We start from the raw sequence: 16,241 nt of genomic DNA on the forward strand, positions 1-16,241 counted from the left end.
ATATGAGTCTGCTATAATGGCGTAGACGTTATTATGAAGAAAAAAAGGAGTTCTAATGAGTTATAAAAGAGTTAGAAACAGTTCAAAGAGATCGTCAAATGTTTCAGTAGAACTCCACCAACGAGTTACAGTCACCATTAAACGTCTCGGAATTAATGGCGAAGGAATTGGTTATTTTCATCGTAAATTAATCTTTATTCCTGGTGCGTTAGTGGGTGAATTAGTTCAGGCTGATGTGACCGAAATCAAGCCAAAATATTTAAGGGGTACCCTGATTCAAATCGATAAAACCAGTCCATTTCGAGTTCAACCACGCGATTCATACGCTGGTGAGGTCGGTGGCTTTGAATTAGAAGATCTTGCCTACCCTAAACAATTGGAATTTAAACGCGATTTAGTTAAACAATCATTAAGAAGATATCATCCCCGTGCTTACGATCACTACGACGTAAGGGATACCATCGGCATGGATAATCCATACGAATATCGAAACAAAGCCCAGTTTCAGGTCAGAACTCAGGCAGATGGCAAAGTCATCGCCGGGTTATACAAAGAGGGAACCCATGAAGTAGTTGACATGGAAACCTGTTCCGTTCAGTACCCGCTAACCATGAAGGTCATGCGTGCTCTCGTTAAAATGGTCCAAGAATTAAACATTCCAACGTTTGTTGAATCGAACCACTCAGGCATCTTAAAAACACTGGTGGTTAGAGCGGCCCTCAACACCAACGATGTGCAAGTGGTCTTTATCACCAACACACCCAAATTAATTAAAAAGCATCAATTACTGGAGATGATTGCTGATCGGCTTCCTGAGGTTACGTCGGTCATGCAAAACATTAATCCGGGTGATTCACCACTGATCTGGGGTGAAAAAACGGTTCATTTGGCGGGAAATGACAGTATCACCGAGAAAATCAATGGTCTCTCATTTGAATTGTCACCACGGGCCTTCCTCCAACTCAACAGTATTATGACACCTAAGCTCTACAATTTAGCTGGTGAAGCACTTAACCTTGATTCAGACGATCGTTTAATTGATGCTTACTCGGGAGTGGGTACCATCGGTTTGACGCTAGCCAACCAAGTAGCCGAAGTGAGAGGAATGGATACCGTCCAAGAAGCCATTACTGACGCCAACCACAATGCGGAAATCAACCACATCGATAACGCCCAGTACTACTTTGGAAGTGCAGAAGATCTCATGCCCCAATGGATGGCGGAGGGCTGGCGACCAACAGCTCTCGTGGTTGATCCTCCACGAGTTGGTCTTGATCAACACTTAATCGACGCCATTTTAACCTGTAAACCGGCTAAATTCGTCTACGTTTCATGTAATCCATCGACGTTAGCACAAAATCTGGTACAACTTACCAAGTCTTACAACGTCGACTACTTACAACCAATTGATATGATGCCCCAGACTCCCCATGTCGAGGTCGTCGTCAAATTCACTTTAAAGTCTTAGAAAGGTCTAATTGTCAATGAATCCATTTGATAACGACAATAATAATGGGAATAACGGGATGAACAACATGTTCCTTCCACCTAATTACGCTGTCGTTCAGAATAAAGAAACCCAGGAGGTTAAGGTCCAAAAAGTAGGCTTCTCATTTACCACGTTAGTTTTTGGAATCTGGCCTTCTGTTTTTCGTGGTGATTTCTATAACACCCTATGTATGATTGGCGTTGACTTCATCTTGGCAATGGTGTTAACCTTCTTAACCGGACTTAACATCGCTGCTTCTGCCTACGAAGTTTTTCTAATCATGCCCCTTGCATGGAGTTTCGTCTACAACATGATGTTCTTTAGACACCTCCAAAATAAGGGCTTTGTCCCGATCGATAAAAGATCGGCTGAACTTTTAAAACGAAGTCATTACTTTAAATAAACGAATAAAAAAACACTTCACATTATGTGAAGTGTTTTTATTTTGAGATTAATGATTTATAGCATAACGGTTACGGCAGCAGCTGCGATGATCAAAGCTAAACCGATCAAAGTAGCAACCATTTCCTTTGGAGTCTTCTTCTGGTGTAAGAAGTAAACACCGGTCAAGGTAGCAACAACTACTGATACCTGTGATAGAACGAATCCAGTGGAAAGACCTAACATAGTTGGTTGTGCAGCAATCAAATATGAGAATGCGGCAACTGCAAAGAAGAAACCAGCGATAATCTGTTTGTATGAAACAGCTTCAGCAAAAACATTTTCCTTCTTCATGTTCATCAAACCGTAGATAACGGCCATCAAAACCATTCCGACAGCTTGTGGCAAGAATGCTTGCATCCCGCTCATTGGAGCAGTTTGTGGTAAGAAACCCTTGGCCCAAGTTAAGTTATCAACTTGTGGAGCGGCTGAGTACAACCAGTAACCAATTACACCAATTAACTGTAAGATAATGGCTTTCTTCAAAGCACCCTTATCAACGTTTTCTTTGTTTTGGCTCCAAGTTGTAAGCGTAGCACCAATGATGATCACGATCAAAGCAAGAATTCCAATGATCTTGTGACCAATCCCAGGCCAACTACTTAAAGCAAATGCACCCCACAAAGCAGTTACGATCAACTGGAATGCGGTGGTAATTGGCATAACTCTTGAGGATCCGATCAAAGAATAACCTTTAAAGGCCATGATTTGACCGAAGCCCCAACCCATACCAGACAAGATTCCGTAGACCAAGTTCCAGCCCATTGGGAATCCAGCTTTGGTGAATAATAAGACAACAATCGCAAAGATCAATGTACCAACTGTGGCACCAAAGATTTGGTTAGTTGGTTTACCACCAATTTTTGATGAAATGGTTGGAAATAGACCCCAACCGATCACTGGAATTAATCCAATTAATATTGCTTCAAAACTCATATCCCATACCTTCTTTTCAAAATTCTTTTTGTAACCTTTATTTACGAAATTAATTATAACACGGTAAAATCAAAAAGAAAACGTTTTCATTAAGAAAAACTTAAAAACTTGCCGAAGCAAGTCTTAGTTAATTGGTTTAAAAGCTTGGGTGGCACGGACCGCCCTTTGCCATCCTTGGTACAATTTAGCCCGTTCAGCTTCCTTCATATCAGGGGTAAAACTCTTCCCTTCTTCATAAATGGATTGAACTTCATCTAAATCTTTCCAAAATCCGGTTGCTAATCCACTTAAGATGGCAGCTCCAAATCCAGTGGTTTCCTCGTCACTAGCTCGTTGAACCGGAATGTTCAAGATGTCAGCCTGAAATTGCATGAGATAACTATTCCGACTGGCACCTCCGTCAGCCCGAATCTGTGGAATTGTCAGTTTCGTGTCCGATTCCATCGTGTTGATGATGTCCTTGGTTCCGTACGCAATCGATTGAAGGGTGGCCTTAACGAAGTCATTACTATTGGTTCCTCGGGTAATGCCAAAGACCGCTCCCCTCACATTTTGGTCCCAGTATGGAGCACCAAGCCCGTTAAAGGCTGGTACGACGTAAACCTCGTTGTGATCCGTTGAACGCTTAGCCGCCTGTCGTGATTCGGGGACACTGGTAATGATTTTCATTTGATCCCGTAACCACGTTAAAGCACTTCCAGCCACAAAGATTGATCCTTCAAGTGCATACGTGATTTTCCCGTTGATACCATATGCGATGGTGGTCAGCAGGTTTTCGTCAGAATACTGGGGATGATGACCAGTATTCATCATAATAAAAGCTCCGTCACCATAAGTGTTCTCAACCATGCCCTTTGAAAAGCCCATCTGACCAATTAAAGCGGCTTGTTGATCACCTGCAATTCCCGCAATCGGAACACTGACACCGTAAAACTGATAGTTCTCCGTAGTACCGTAGACCTCATCAGAAGCGTGGACCGTCGGGAGCATCTTCTTTGGGATGTTTAAAATACTCAGAATTTCGTCATCCCATTTTAGATCATTGATGTTAAACATCATGGTTCGACTCGCATTGGTGTAATCAGTGATGTGGTACTTTCCTCCTGAAAGCTTCCAAACCAGCCAAGTATCAATGGTCCCGAATAACAACTCCCCGTTTTCGGCACGCTTTTGTGACCCCGCTACGTGATCCAAGATCCACCTTAACTTGGTGGCCGAAAAGTACGAATCAATCACTAGTCCGGTCTTCTGATGGACTAAGTCCTCATAACCGTCATTTTTAAGCCCCTGGGCAATGGCATTGGTCTGTTTTGATAACCACCCAATGGCGTTATAAATGGGCTTGCCTGTAACCTTATCCCACACTACCGTGGTCTCACGCTGATTAGTAATACCAACAGATGCAATGTTTTCCGGATGAATGGAAGCATCAATTAAGGCACTGGCAATCGCAGATAGAACGGAATTCCAGATCTCATTAGGATCTTGTTCTACCCATCCATCACTATTAACAATTTGAGGGACCTCTTTATAACTTTCGATCACCTTTCGCCCGCTGTGATCATAAATGATTGCCCGGGTACTGGTCGAGCCTTGATCAATCGCTAATACATAATTTTTATTAGTGGACACCATTTTCATCCTCATTTCATCATATTTTGATATTTATACTAGCACGATTCAATCATTCCAACCACTTCTAAATTATAAAAAAAGAAAGCAGGAAAACCTGCTTTCTTGATCTCGTTATTCAAATTAACGCTTTACTTCAACTCTGATATCAGCATCAATATCTTTGGGTTCAACTTGTTCGTCATAAGAGAAGTCAGCGTCCTTAAAGTATTCCTTGATTTCAGCGTTGATTTCGTTTAAGTCCCGAACGTCATTATCCTGCCGTTTGATAAGTAAAGTGTACTGTTTGTTGTCTTCATCAACGTTTTCAAAATCGTATCCAACGTCAACCGTATTCAAAATTTCTTGAATCATTTGTCTTTCAGTCATTGCCATAATTCATTCTCTCCTTAATAAACTTCATATCCTAAGCTTATGCTATTTTCTAATATTTGTAAAATCATACCGCAAAAATCATACGAAATAAAGTCTTCATGATATAATCATTGTATTACACTGCAATTGAAAGGTGGATTCCATGAAAAATCAAAGAGTTTTAACAATTCCAACGGGTGAAAATTTCCGTGAACTAGGTGGATACCCGGCTGCCAACGGTCAAAGTGTCAAATGGCACAAGTTACTTCGGGCGGGCCATCTCGGTTTGCTTAGCAAAAGTGATTTAAAAACCCTGGAGAATTACGGAGTTCGTTATGATGTTGACTTACGAAGTAAACCTGAAGTTGATATGTTAGCTGATCAAGTTGAAACTCAAAACATTGAATATATCTTCGACCCCGTCTTTAAAGAAGACGCCACTGATAACTCTAAAACCCCAGCCGAAATGAAAGACCTCCTTGAATCCCATCCGACTTACGGACGCGACCACATGGAAAACGTCTACCGAAGTATGATTAACACTGAGCACTGTCGTCGATCTTTTTATAAGTTATTTCAAATCCTACTTAAAAATCACCAAGATGGCCAGTCCGTCATCTTCCATTGTACGGCTGGAAAAGATCGCACCGGAATGTCAGCCACTTTCATTCTTTCAGCCTTAGGGGTTGATCAAAAAACGATCGAAGAGGATTACCTGTTGACCAATCAGGTATCCAAACCAGTGATTGATGCCCGGCTAGAAAAAGCCAAGGAAGAGGGCTACACTGAACCAGCCTTAAAGAGTTTACGCTTCCTTTATAGTGTTTCCCCGGACTTTTTCAACGCCGCTATGGATGAAATTAACAAGTTATATGGCGGAATGAAACAATTCCTTCATCAGGGAATCGGTTTAACTGATAATGACATCAAAAAGTTGCGTGAAATTTATCTTGAATAATTCAACATTGTTAATTAAGTAAACTAATGATACGATAAATTTATTCAATTAGTTTTATATCTGGGTGTAAAGAAAATTGGCGGTTGCTGCGAGCCATGCAGGATATAAAATGAACTACCTAAAACATAACAACAAATAAGTGCAGGTACACTCGTATCTGAACGTGGGTGGTACCGCGCACAAGCGTCCCAGTAGTGAAATCACTACCGGACGCTTTTTATTTGTCCAATTACAAGGAGGAAATTATGAACATTATCGAAGACTTAAAGTGGCGGGGTGCCATTAACCAAACCACTGACGAAGCCGGACTCGAAAAACTAACTAACAAGAAGAAAATTGCTTTGTACTGTGGAGTGGATCCAACCGGTGACAGTATGCACATTGGCCATCTGATTCCCTTTATGATCATGGAACGCTTCTCACGGGCTGGCTTTCACCCCTACATCCTGATCGGTGGTGCAACTGGTTCCATCGGGGATCCCAGTGGTCGAAACACCGAACGTCCCCTTCAGACCAAAAAAATGGTGAAACACAACGTTGAAGCACTGACGAATCAAATGAAACATCTTTTTGGAAGTGACAGTAACATTCACATCGTCAACAACTACGATTGGACGTCTAACATGTCACTCTTAGATTTCTTGCGGGATTACGGAAAACTCTTTAACGTTAACACCATGCTATCTAAAGAAGTCGTTGCTAGTCGACTCGAGAAAGGCATTTCATTTACTGAATTTACCTACCAGATCTTGCAGGCCTTAGACTTTCTAACCCTCTACCGTGACCACGACGTTCAACTTCAAATCGGTGGTGGTGACCAATGGGGAAACATTACGGCCGGAATTGACCTGATTCATCGGATTGAGGGACAGGACGCCGAGGTCTATGGTTTAACCATCCCGTTGATGCTCAAATCTGATGGCACTAAGTTTGGAAAAACCGCCGGTGGTGCTGTTTGGCTTGATCCTAAAAAAACCTCACCATACGAATTCTACCAGTTCTGGCTCAACCAAAATGATGCTGACGTGATTAAGTACCTGAAGTACTTCACCTTTTTACCCCAAGCTCAAATCGATGAATTGGCCCAGAAAGTTAAGGATGAACCATGGAAGCGTGAGGCCCAAAAGACCCTCGCCCGGGAAGTTACGAAATTTGTTCACGGCGAAGACGCCGTTAAACAGGCTGAAAACATTTCTCGTATTTTATTTCAGGGCAACGTTCAGGATTTATCCACTGAGGAAGTTAGTCAAGCCTTCAACAGTGTGCCAACCACCGAAATTAGTTCTGATCCCATTAACGTCATTGACTTGATCATTGCCGTTGGGGCCGATAAGTCCAAACGCCAAGCACGAGAGGACGTTAATAATGGTGCAATTACCATCAACGGCAGTAAGGTGACCGACGTTGACACCACCATTCAACCCCAAGACCACTTTGATGGTCAGTTTGTAATTATTCGTCGTGGAAAGAAACGTTATTTCCTCGCCAAAGTTAAGTAAATTAATCCCAGTGTCGTGTTAAACACGGTACTGGGATTTTGTATCAAAAAAGGACGAAGAAAATTCTTCGTCCTTTTGCATCTTGTTTTTCGTTTGAGTAATTGTTACCTAAAAGCTAAATCTTACCAGTAATTGTGTGATGCTCTAAATTGAGCAGCTGCAGCAACTGAACCGTAACGGGAAACAGCGTATTGACGAGCTACCCGTTCTTGGTTAGCTGGAGAGTAGTCACCATTTAAGTATGATGAAGATAATTGGTATTTACCAATGTACTGACCATTTCTGGCACTGTATGAGTTACCAGATTCCACTTGTGCGATTGATGCTAAACCAGAATCATCGCCAGTGTTACTTGCACTATTGTTGCTTGCAGCTGGTGTAGCAGCAGGCTGTGCAGTAGTGGTTGTAGTAGTTGCTTGTTGTTGTGTTTGAGCAGGTTGTGCTGCTTGTGCGGTTTGCTTTGGTGCAGCAGTGTATGAAGCATTACTACTTACCTGAACTGTTGGTTGTTGTGTTTGAGTATTGTTACTTTGGTAAGTCATGTTGTTTGCGTTAGTAGGTAATGTTAACTTCTCTCCGACATGAATCATGTTAACGTTGTTAAGGTGGTTAACTTTAACAATGCTGTTGACGCTAGTGTTGTGTTGCTTTGCGATTTTTGAGACTGTGTCGCCGCTCTTAACGGTAACTTGTTTAGTGTTAGTGGCAGCGTTAGCGTTGAAGCTAGCGGTCATTAATACTCCGGCTACTGTGAAAATAGATGCGAAAAGCATCTTTGCGTTTCTAGATTTTAATAAAATGATAAATCACTCCTATAAATTTTTGTTACTTCCGTTTTCTTAAAACTGAAATATACTCAAACAACAATTTCATATTCTAAATATTGATATTTACACACCAAAAACAGCAATGTTAAAAAAAAAGAATATTTTGTCACGTTGTAATCTTTATGTAACAAAAATCAAAAGAATGCCCGTTTTTTAGGATTGATATCTCATTCACAAACTCATTTTTAGCAAAAGAAAAAGCCTTCTGCCATAAAAAAAGTTATTCAAAGCATAAGACTTTCCTTAAATTCATTAAAATTAATGGTTAACTAATAGTCCATTTCAATCATTTTTCGGCTAATTTACGGTCCAAATAGTGCTCCAATTTGCTCTTCGGATACACTCCGGTAACCTTTTCAACTCCCTTTCCGTTGCGAAACAGAACTAGCGTTGGAATACTCATTACCCGATATTTTTTTGCGATGTCTTGATTATTATCAACATTTAACTTCGTAAACTTGATTTTACCATCATACTCTTTTTTAAGTTCTTTCATGATGGGTGCCACCATCTTGCACGGTCCACACCACGGGGCCCAGAAGTCGACTATGGTCATTGGACCCGCCGTTTCCGAGGTAAAATTATTCTGATTTAGATCCACTGTCATCGTATTTTCCCCTCCTTACGTTAATCAAATGAATTATTAAGGTCACTCCGATTGTAACAATCACCAAAATTCCAAACCACCCTGCTGGGATCTCAATATCAATCATTGGGATTGATAAAAAGAGCTTTAAAGCGATGATAATGATTAGGAAATAGGCCATGGGCTGCAATTCTGGAATCTTTTTCATCAGCATCATAATAACTTCAGCCACTCCTCGCATTGCTAAAATTCCAATCATCCCACCAATCAGTACGATAACGGGATTGGGTGAGATGGCCAAGGATGCCAAGACCGAGTCAATTGAGAAAATAATGTCCATAAATTCAATTTGAGCCACTACCCACCAAAAGTATCTCCGGGTGTGGTTCTTTTTGTTGGGTTTTACCTGATGCGTGTGACTCTTCTTATGTCGATTTTGATGCATATTATAGAAGAAACTAAAAGCAAGATAAAATAGATAAGCGGCCCCTAGGACTTTAATAATCCAAAATTTAATCAGGTACACTCCGACCCCAATGATTAAGAATCGAAAGATGTAGGCTCCCCACATTCCGTAAAATAAAGATTCTTCCTGCCATTTTTTGGTAGGAAGAACCTGGGTTTGAGCCGCTAAGACGACCGCATTATCAACGGATAAAAGACATTCAATGACTACTAATGAGAAAATAATCAGCCAGTCGTTGCCAGACGAGATGACCGTCTCCCAGTTGTGTAGATCAAAAAAAGGACCATATAATTTAGCGATTAGGTCAAACAATCAAAGATTCCTCCATTTAATAATTATTAATTGCCTTAACATCATATTTCATTAATTTGTGATTAACAATGACCCCAATTAGCTTATTGGCGTAATCTGGGTCAGTAGCATAACCATTTTTCTGCAGTAAGTTAGCCTCTTGTCTGAAACTTGTAATTCCGGTTTTCTTTAAAAACTTGGTGTTCAAAGTTTCGTTGTGATCTTCAATTGCATCGGCAACTGATGGATATTTTCGAAATTGTCCAACTTCGGTGGTCTTCTTGTTGTTGACGTATTCCGTCGTATCATAAAAAATCGACTGTCCATTATAAGTTCCCTTTATTCCGAAGGGATTATTAGCTTTCTTATAAAGCTCCGATTGTCCCCAGTTGGATTCCAAAATAGCTTGTCCAATTACAACACTTGGCAATACTTGCTGTTTTTTCTCGTAAATTTTAACGGCTGGATCACCAATCTTTTGAATGAACTCCTTATGTTGGGTCTCAATCTCTTTTTCCCGTTTCTTAGTATCATTATTCATCTGTTCCTGACGAACCTGATAAGAATGATTAATTAGCATGTGCCGAACCTTAAAGGCAGCAAACACTAACAACAGAACTACAACAATCCCAATGACGATTGCAATCCAAATATTTTTCTTTTTATTGTGTTTCACGGACAACATCTCCCTATGTGGTTATTATACCTTAGCAAATTATTTTTTGGGTAAGTATTTATAATTACTTAAAAAGTTTCTAATCTATTTATAATTACGCACTATAATAGAAGAAACTGTTTAGAAAATCGACTAATTTAACCATTTAGTGTAGTATGAAGTTATCTGAAAACATAATACTGGGAGTGGTTTGCCATTGATCAAAATTGAAAAAATCAACGACAATATTAACTGGATTAAAACCATTGATTGTCGTCCAGCTGATAAAGAAATCTTAAAAACAGAATATCATTTAAATAACGAAATGCTTTATTACGCCCTTGACCGTCACGAAAGACCGCGAGTGGAATATTACGACGATGAAGGAGTCCTTCTCTTCATTTTTGATGTCGCCGAACCAACTCGTTTTAACGGTGACGTTTCCGCCGAACCGATTGGAATCATTACTCACGGCAACATGTTGTTCACGTTTACCGCGGATAAAACTAATTTTGTAAATGAACTGATCTCATCAATCGTAAAAAAAGCCAGCAAAGAAGAGTTTGAAGCGATGCAGCCCATTGACGTGATCAACAAAACACTGTACCAACTATCCGTCCAATACTTCGATTACATCAATCAAATCAATAGTGTCAGGACCAACATTCAGCGTAACCTGCGTGGCAAAGCCAACAAAAGTGCCATCAACCATCTTTTGAATCTTCAAACTGACCTGGTCTACTTTCTGACGTCCCTTGGATCCAACAACGACATGATTAATGACTTCAAACGTCGTTTCACCATGGATCTAACCGAAGATCAAAAAGCCGCCGTTGAAGACATCAGCATCGAGCTTCAACAGGGACTCTCAATGGCTGAGATGGCCAACGCGGCCACTCAACAGGTTGCGAGTGCCTATTCCAACCTCCTTGATAGTGATCTAAATAACACCATTAAGTTTTTAACCGTTTTTTCGTTAATTTTAAGTGTTCCGAACATCGTCTTCGGTTTTTATGGTGAAAACGTGAAGTTGCCCTTTATGGATAAACCGTCAGCGTGGATCATCACAATTATCATTACGATTATATTTATTATCATCGTATTGCTCTTTTTACGCGCAAACCATTTCTTTAAGAACTAATTTAATATAAGATAAAGTTAGGGAGTAGTGAAATAAGGCGAAAGGAACATGTTGAATGAAACATTTTATAAAGACGTTACACGAAAATAGGATTTTTTCTCTAATTATCTGGCTGGTGATCATTTTTGCGGCGATTGTCAGTCTCCCCAACCTAAATCAGGTTGTAATGGAGGCTGGTAATCCCCAGATGAGTTCCAAGACACAGATGTCCAAAGCACAAAGACTGGAAAATCAGTGGGGCGGAGGACTCGACGGTACGAAAAGTATGAACGTTGTCTACCACGCCGATAAGGGTCGGATTACCAATTCCCAGCAGAAACAAATCTACGCAAAGGTTGGTAAGATTCAGAAAAGTAACGGTAATAATGGGATTAGCCGAATTACAACGGCTCACACCAGTCCCAATGGCGCCTCTAAGTTCATTTCTGATGACCAATCCACTGAGATCGTCAACATTCAAGTCCCAGAAAGCAACGCCAAAAGCTCGAGTTTTGCGAACTCCATTCGCAGTCAGTTTAACGTTAATGATGGCCTTAAGACTTACGTCACTGGTCCGCAACTAATCAATCAGAACAACAACGAAAACATCCTCAACGTAACCAACATTGTTACGATTGCTGCTTTCGCACTTGCATTACTCTTTATTGCCATTGCATTTCGATCCATTTTGGCTCCCATTCTGTCGTTTATCACGATGATGATTGCCTACCTGGTATCACTGAGCGCAACGGCATTGATGGCAACCAGACTAGCATTGCCATATTCACCATACATTCCACTACTAACCACTTTAGTAGTCATTCTCTTTGGAACCGTTGCTAGTTTCTTCTTGTACCGCCGATTTGAATTGGTCCTTAGAAACTCAAATGATGAGGACATCGACCCGAGTAAGGTTGCCACAAGGAGTCTTGTTTATCCCTTTACCGCAGTAGCGGTCATTACCGCCCTGGCGTTTGGGTCACTCTACCTTCTTGGCTTTAGTTCCGTGAGAGCCATGGGGAGTATGGCGGTGGTTGTCATAATCACCTTACTGGCTGTAATGACCATCACACCCATGTTTATGCAGTTACTGGGACCAACCTTCTTCTGGCCCAAGAAAAAGACCCTAAAATTAGTTAATGAGGGCTTCTGGAGTAACTTAACCCACATTTCACTATGGCAACCAATTGTTGGTCTAGTAATTGCGGCGGCAATAACGGTTCCGCTAGTAGCGTTTTACCGTTCTAACGTAACTTATCTTCCAAACAATAACTTAACTGCCAAGAGTCAAGCGGAAACTGGAAGTCGGGTTCTTCAGGCCCATTTCAATCAGGGTAAGCCGACTCCGGTCACGATTTACATTAAAAATAATCAACCCTTTAATAATGACAACACCATCAGTCCAATTGACGAAGTAACCACGAAGCTTCAGTCCCAAAAGAACGTTTCCCGAGTTTACTCCGTTACCCAACCTGGTGGAACCGAAATTAACAAGTACTACCTAAGGGATCAACTAAGTAAGACCGCTTCAACTTTGAAGGGCATTAGTAACTCCTTATCAGGATCACAGCGAACCCTGAAAGGTGCTAATCGAACTCTGAAACAGAAAAACATTAAGAATCAAACCAAGTCGGTTAATGCTCTCATTAAACAACTTGACCGTATTAATAACACTAGTCAACAGGCAGAAACCAATAATTTCCATACTTTCTCTCCCCTTGAGACAGCTCAATCGTCCAAGCAGGCTGAGAAGTCTAAGGCTCTTCGAAAGAACCTTTCTCAACTTTCTGATCAATTGAGTAATACCAGTCAGAGTCTAAACAAGTTGAGTAATCAAATTTCGGATGCCCAAAACTCAGGAATTGATGCCCAAGAATCGGTTCGCCAGTATAGTAACCAGGCGGCCCGAGTTCGAAGTGAAATTGCTTCGGTCAACCGAACTTTAAAAGAAAGTAAGCGTAAATTAACCCCCATAACTGGTTACATAACCGGAGTGAAAAAGTCGAGTGCTGGTAACACCTTCTACATTTCACCACAACAGATTAATGACACTGACTTTTATCAAACCAAGTATAACTTTGCCAGTGAGAATCAAAAGATTACGAAACTAGAAGTTGAGTTCAATGATGAACCAACTGGTAACACTAATCTAAACAACATTCATAACATGCAAAACACGGTTAAGACCCAGTTGCAGAATACCAACTTAAGAAACGCAACGGTGGCCTACACTGGACAACCAATTGAAAACGCCAACGTGCAAACTAACTTCGACCGTGACTTTATGGTGGGAACCCTCATGATCTTAGCCATCGTCTTTGTTGGTTTAATCATCGTTAGTCGTTCGATCCTTCATCCATTGTGGTGGCTCATTACCTATGTAATGAGTGCACTAGCTGGTTTACAAGCCACTCAACTCATCATGCACTACACTACCAATGATGGTCGATTAAACTGGGAGGCCTTCATTGCCATGATAGTTCCCCTCGGAATCATCGGAACGTTTGAACTCACCCTCTTAGCCGTTTCATATCGAAAACAAAATCCTGATATGTTGGGATGGCTGCATAATGGCATTCATTCGTTTGGGAAAACCGTTAGTTACGTGATGTTTTCCACCATCATTATTATGGCGTCGCTCTTCTTCAGTCTCTTACATTCACTTGACTTCATCGGATTAGCGATCATCATCACCATTATTATTTTCAACGTGATCTTGCCACTTGTCATGGGTGGACTCGGTAAATTATCCGTTACATTGCCACTTGCTCAGTTGCATCACTTACCAGAACATAAAGCTAAAAAATGAGAATAGAGTAAAAGCCATCAGTTGAAACTGATGGCTTTTTTTATTATGCTTCAGGGTTATCTTCATGAATAGATTTAAAATAAAATCCCAATATAATCAACGATAATACCATTGACGTCAAACCGAATAACACAAAGGTTACTTGAATGTTAAGAATTTTTGAGAATGCACTAATGAATAACGATTCAAGTGCCATCAAAAGGGCCGTAATCAAATTACAAAATGACATCAGTGTGACTCTCAATTGGGGCACTACGATATCCTGTAACTCCGCATTCAGAGACGTATCCCAAAGTTTCAAAAACAGAACTAAAGGTCACAAATGCAATTAACGCAATGATAAAATTCGAAACTCCTAAAAATAATGACATCAATAAACCAATGATCATACTTGAGAAAATCACTTTAAGTCGACCAAATTTTGCTACCACTTTAAACACGTTGACTGAAAAAACTGCTCCAATTATTTCAACGATTGTTAGTACCAGCGCAATTCCACTAGTTTTAAAACTTGTAATCTGAGAAAGATACAAGGAACCATACTGATACATGATTGATGCCGTAGCTTGCGAAATAGCTACTACTAAAATCAGCTTCTGATAATTTCTATTACTAAATAAGAATGACTTTAATTGTTTCAAGACACCAGGCGCATTTGGATCGGCTGTAACCTGCTTTGGTTTGATTAATACCACCGTCATGATTGAAAGAAGATGCGCTATGATTGAAGCCATGAAAACCAGGGGCCACGAAATATCCGCTAAATATCCACCAACTAAATTACTAAAAGCAATTGTACAAATCATGATAGCGTTGTAGCGTCCCCAGAATTTCTGGTAATTTTGCTCATCATCCGCTTCATAAATAACCGCCTCATCGGTCCCAGAAATCAATGAGAGACCTAACCCAAACAGCGTGAAGCCGCCAAACACTAAAAAGTGATTATGAGCTACAAAGAAAGTCGCACCATACAACACGCACATGATCTGACCTAATATTAAGGTCGTCTTATAACCCAACCAATCGGCAATGATACCTGATGGTAATTCACAGACAACCTGTACGATATTAATTACTAGTTGGAGCATTGCAATCTGACCAACAGACCATCCCATGTGTTTCAAATAAAGCATCCAAATCACTAATTCAAAAGTCAAATTAGAGAAGAATGCATACGTATACATTTTCCTGATATTTTTCATAATTTCCCTCATTTCAACTTAACCATTCCGAATGAAGTTGAGGGAATTCAATCACTAATTCAGGAGAAATGATTCACCCAAATAATCAAATGAAATAAGAACTCAACTTCACTTTGCGACTATTTGGGCAAATGTGTTCCTCTGAATAAATACCGTTTGGTGCATCTGTAAAAATTTAATGTCAATTTCTAATAACTTCTTATTCATTTTATGACATCTCCTATGAATAATGGTTGTCCTGAAGTATATCTCTTTTAAATTTTAAAAACAATCACCAAAAAAAGAGTCCGCACATCTGCGAACTCCTTTCTTTAAGTTGTTAAATTTTAAAATATAAACAAAACGGAGACGAGTATCAAAATTGATACCAACCCCAGCATTGTCAAAATGACTTTTTCAAGCAACGCCATTATTGAATGACCCTTCCTAGCACTCTACTTTTTTACTGACAATCAATATGCTACCGTACATGAGCGATTCCGTCAAAAAATCACTGAGAATCATGATTCCTCCCAGTGATTTTTAATTAATCTTCGATTGTTTTAACGCGGTATTTAACGTCTCCATTATCGCCAATATAACCATATAAACGTTTAGTATGGGCGTCGTCGAAATATCCCATGTCAGCCATCCGTTTTCCGTCAACTTCATGACATCCATGGTCAACCCGTTTAAAAAATGAATACAAAAAAGCAATCCGTGACTTAAATTGGGTTGCCTTTTGGTAGGCCGTAGTTAAGGTGTAACCGTCATCTAGATAGTATTTCATTAATTTAATAAGCACAAAATTTGAAAAATCAAACACTCGCGATGCGAGTTTCTCCACCCGCGTACTCTTAACGTATCCCTTTTTCTCCCAATATCGGAGTTGCCGCGGTGATACGCCAGTCATCTTACTAACTTCACCAATTCGAAAGATAAAGTCTTGCATGTTAAAAGAACTTATTAGCTTGTCGTCGGTATCGTGCATTTGTCG

Annotated in this window: 15 protein-coding genes; 6 read left to right on the forward strand and 9 right to left on the reverse strand. The window is 40.3% G+C overall.

What is annotated here, in order from left to right:
- Window positions 1–55: 55 nt before the first annotated feature.
- Entirely contained in the window at window positions 56–1,468 is a 1,413-nt protein-coding gene (rlmD, locus tag AC6UD2_RS05995; RefSeq protein WP_500698318.1) for a 23S rRNA (uracil(1939)-C(5))-methyltransferase RlmD, read from the forward strand.
- Between the two features lie 16 nt (window positions 1,469–1,484).
- Complete coding sequence (locus AC6UD2_RS06000) at window positions 1,485–1,892, forward strand: hypothetical protein (RefSeq protein ID WP_010022939.1); 408 nt, start codon at window positions 1,485–1,487, stop codon at window positions 1,890–1,892.
- Window positions 1,893–1,948: 56 nt separating this feature from the next.
- Here AC6UD2_RS06000 and rbsU read toward each other — a convergent pair whose 3' ends face one another.
- The 3 genes from rbsU to AC6UD2_RS06015 all read right to left on the reverse strand — a co-directional run bounded on the left by rbsU (window position 1,949) and on the right by AC6UD2_RS06015 (window position 4,873).
- A complete protein-coding gene (gene rbsU, locus AC6UD2_RS06005) occupies window positions 1,949–2,866 on the reverse strand; it encodes a ribose/proton symporter RbsU (protein ID WP_259739960.1) in 918 nt (305 codons plus the stop codon).
- Between the two features lie 123 nt (window positions 2,867–2,989).
- Window positions 2,990–4,501, reverse strand: a complete 1,512-nt coding sequence (gene glpK / locus AC6UD2_RS06010) for a glycerol kinase GlpK (protein WP_500698319.1) — start codon at window positions 4,499–4,501, stop codon at window positions 2,990–2,992.
- Between the two features lie 120 nt (window positions 4,502–4,621).
- Window positions 4,622–4,873, reverse strand: a complete 252-nt coding sequence (locus AC6UD2_RS06015) for a hypothetical protein (RefSeq protein WP_010022943.1) — start codon at window positions 4,871–4,873, stop codon at window positions 4,622–4,624.
- A gap of 142 nt (window positions 4,874–5,015) precedes the next feature.
- Here AC6UD2_RS06015 and AC6UD2_RS06020 point away from each other — a divergent pair, with 142 nt between their 5' ends.
- Together AC6UD2_RS06020 and tyrS are read left to right on the forward strand one after the other, a co-directional pair.
- Window positions 5,016–5,810 carry a tyrosine-protein phosphatase gene (locus tag AC6UD2_RS06020; RefSeq protein WP_039145065.1) on the forward strand — a complete coding sequence of 265 codons (795 nt, stop codon included), beginning with the start codon at window positions 5,016–5,018 and terminating at the stop codon, window positions 5,808–5,810.
- Window positions 5,811–6,055: 245 nt separating this feature from the next.
- The gene (gene tyrS / locus AC6UD2_RS06025) at window positions 6,056–7,309 is read left to right on the forward strand and encodes a tyrosine--tRNA ligase (protein ID WP_500698320.1); all 1,254 of its coding nucleotides are present in this window, start codon (window positions 6,056–6,058) and stop codon (window positions 7,307–7,309) included.
- Between the two features lie 122 nt (window positions 7,310–7,431).
- On the opposite strand, the gene apf is transcribed toward tyrS, so the two are convergent.
- The 4 genes from apf to AC6UD2_RS06045 all read right to left on the reverse strand — a co-directional run bounded on the left by apf (window position 7,432) and on the right by AC6UD2_RS06045 (window position 10,164).
- Window positions 7,432–8,082: an aggregation-promoting factor gene (gene apf / locus AC6UD2_RS06030; RefSeq protein WP_500698321.1), complete on the reverse strand. Its 651-nt coding sequence runs from the start codon at window positions 8,080–8,082 to the stop codon at window positions 7,432–7,434.
- Between the two features lie 340 nt (window positions 8,083–8,422).
- Complete coding sequence (gene trxA, locus AC6UD2_RS06035; protein WP_500698322.1) at window positions 8,423–8,743, reverse strand: thioredoxin; 321 nt, start codon at window positions 8,741–8,743, stop codon at window positions 8,423–8,425.
- A complete protein-coding gene (locus tag AC6UD2_RS06040) occupies window positions 8,718–9,500 on the reverse strand; it encodes a TerC family protein (RefSeq protein ID WP_039145075.1) in 783 nt (260 codons plus the stop codon). Before AC6UD2_RS06040 ends, trxA begins: the two co-directional genes overlap by 26 nt.
- 16 nt (window positions 9,501–9,516) lie before the next feature.
- Window positions 9,517–10,164, reverse strand: a complete 648-nt coding sequence (locus AC6UD2_RS06045) for a glycoside hydrolase family 73 protein (RefSeq protein ID WP_500698323.1) — start codon at window positions 10,162–10,164, stop codon at window positions 9,517–9,519.
- A gap of 187 nt (window positions 10,165–10,351) precedes the next feature.
- On the opposite strand from AC6UD2_RS06045, the gene AC6UD2_RS06050 reads away from it, so the two are divergent.
- A complete protein-coding gene (locus AC6UD2_RS06050) occupies window positions 10,352–11,275 on the forward strand; it encodes a magnesium transporter CorA family protein (RefSeq protein WP_039145079.1) in 924 nt (307 codons plus the stop codon).
- A 55-nt stretch (window positions 11,276–11,330) separates the two neighbouring features.
- Entirely contained in the window at window positions 11,331–14,063 is a 2,733-nt protein-coding gene (locus AC6UD2_RS06055; protein ID WP_500698324.1) for an MMPL family transporter, read from the forward strand.
- 215 nt (window positions 14,064–14,278) lie between these two features.
- Here the strand turns inward: AC6UD2_RS06055 and AC6UD2_RS06060 are convergent, their stop codons facing one another.
- Entirely contained in the window at window positions 14,279–15,265 is a 987-nt protein-coding gene (locus AC6UD2_RS06060) for an MFS transporter (protein WP_500698326.1), read from the reverse strand.
- Between the two features lie 526 nt (window positions 15,266–15,791).
- A complete protein-coding gene (locus tag AC6UD2_RS06065) occupies window positions 15,792–16,235 on the reverse strand; it encodes a MerR family transcriptional regulator (protein WP_259739961.1) in 444 nt (147 codons plus the stop codon).
- Window positions 16,236–16,241 lie beyond the last annotated feature (6 nt).

The sequence above is a fragment of the Fructilactobacillus sp. X2R5C2 genome (genome assembly GCF_059901375.1).

Excerpts from the sequence above, each read along its gene's own strand:
- rlmD (WP_500698318.1), top strand. The coding sequence starts at position 56 with ATGAGTTATAAAAGAGTTAGAAACAGTTCAAAGAGATCGTCAAATGTT.
- AC6UD2_RS06000 (WP_010022939.1), top strand. The coding sequence starts at position 1,485 with ATGAATCCATTTGATAACGACAATAATAATGGGAATAACGGGATGAAC.
- rbsU (WP_259739960.1), bottom strand. The coding sequence starts at position 2,866 with ATGAGTTTTGAAGCAATATTAATTGGATTAATTCCAGTGATCGGTTGG.
- glpK (WP_500698319.1), bottom strand. The coding sequence starts at position 4,501 with ATGGTGTCCACTAATAAAAATTATGTATTAGCGATTGATCAAGGCTCG.
- AC6UD2_RS06015 (WP_010022943.1), bottom strand. The coding sequence starts at position 4,873 with ATGGCAATGACTGAAAGACAAATGATTCAAGAAATTTTGAATACGGTT.
- AC6UD2_RS06020 (WP_039145065.1), top strand. The coding sequence starts at position 5,016 with ATGAAAAATCAAAGAGTTTTAACAATTCCAACGGGTGAAAATTTCCGT.
- tyrS (WP_500698320.1), top strand. The coding sequence starts at position 6,056 with ATGAACATTATCGAAGACTTAAAGTGGCGGGGTGCCATTAACCAAACC.
- apf (WP_500698321.1), bottom strand. The coding sequence starts at position 8,082 with ATGCTTTTCGCATCTATTTTCACAGTAGCCGGAGTATTAATGACCGCT.
- trxA (WP_500698322.1), bottom strand. The coding sequence starts at position 8,743 with ATGACAGTGGATCTAAATCAGAATAATTTTACCTCGGAAACGGCGGGT.
- AC6UD2_RS06045 (WP_500698323.1), bottom strand. The coding sequence starts at position 10,164 with ATGTTGTCCGTGAAACACAATAAAAAGAAAAATATTTGGATTGCAATC.
- AC6UD2_RS06055 (WP_500698324.1), top strand. The coding sequence starts at position 11,331 with ATGAAACATTTTATAAAGACGTTACACGAAAATAGGATTTTTTCTCTA.
- AC6UD2_RS06060 (WP_500698326.1), bottom strand. The coding sequence starts at position 15,265 with ATGAAAAATATCAGGAAAATGTATACGTATGCATTCTTCTCTAATTTG.
- AC6UD2_RS06065 (WP_259739961.1), bottom strand. The coding sequence starts at position 16,235 with ATGCACGATACCGACGACAAGCTAATAAGTTCTTTTAACATGCAAGAC.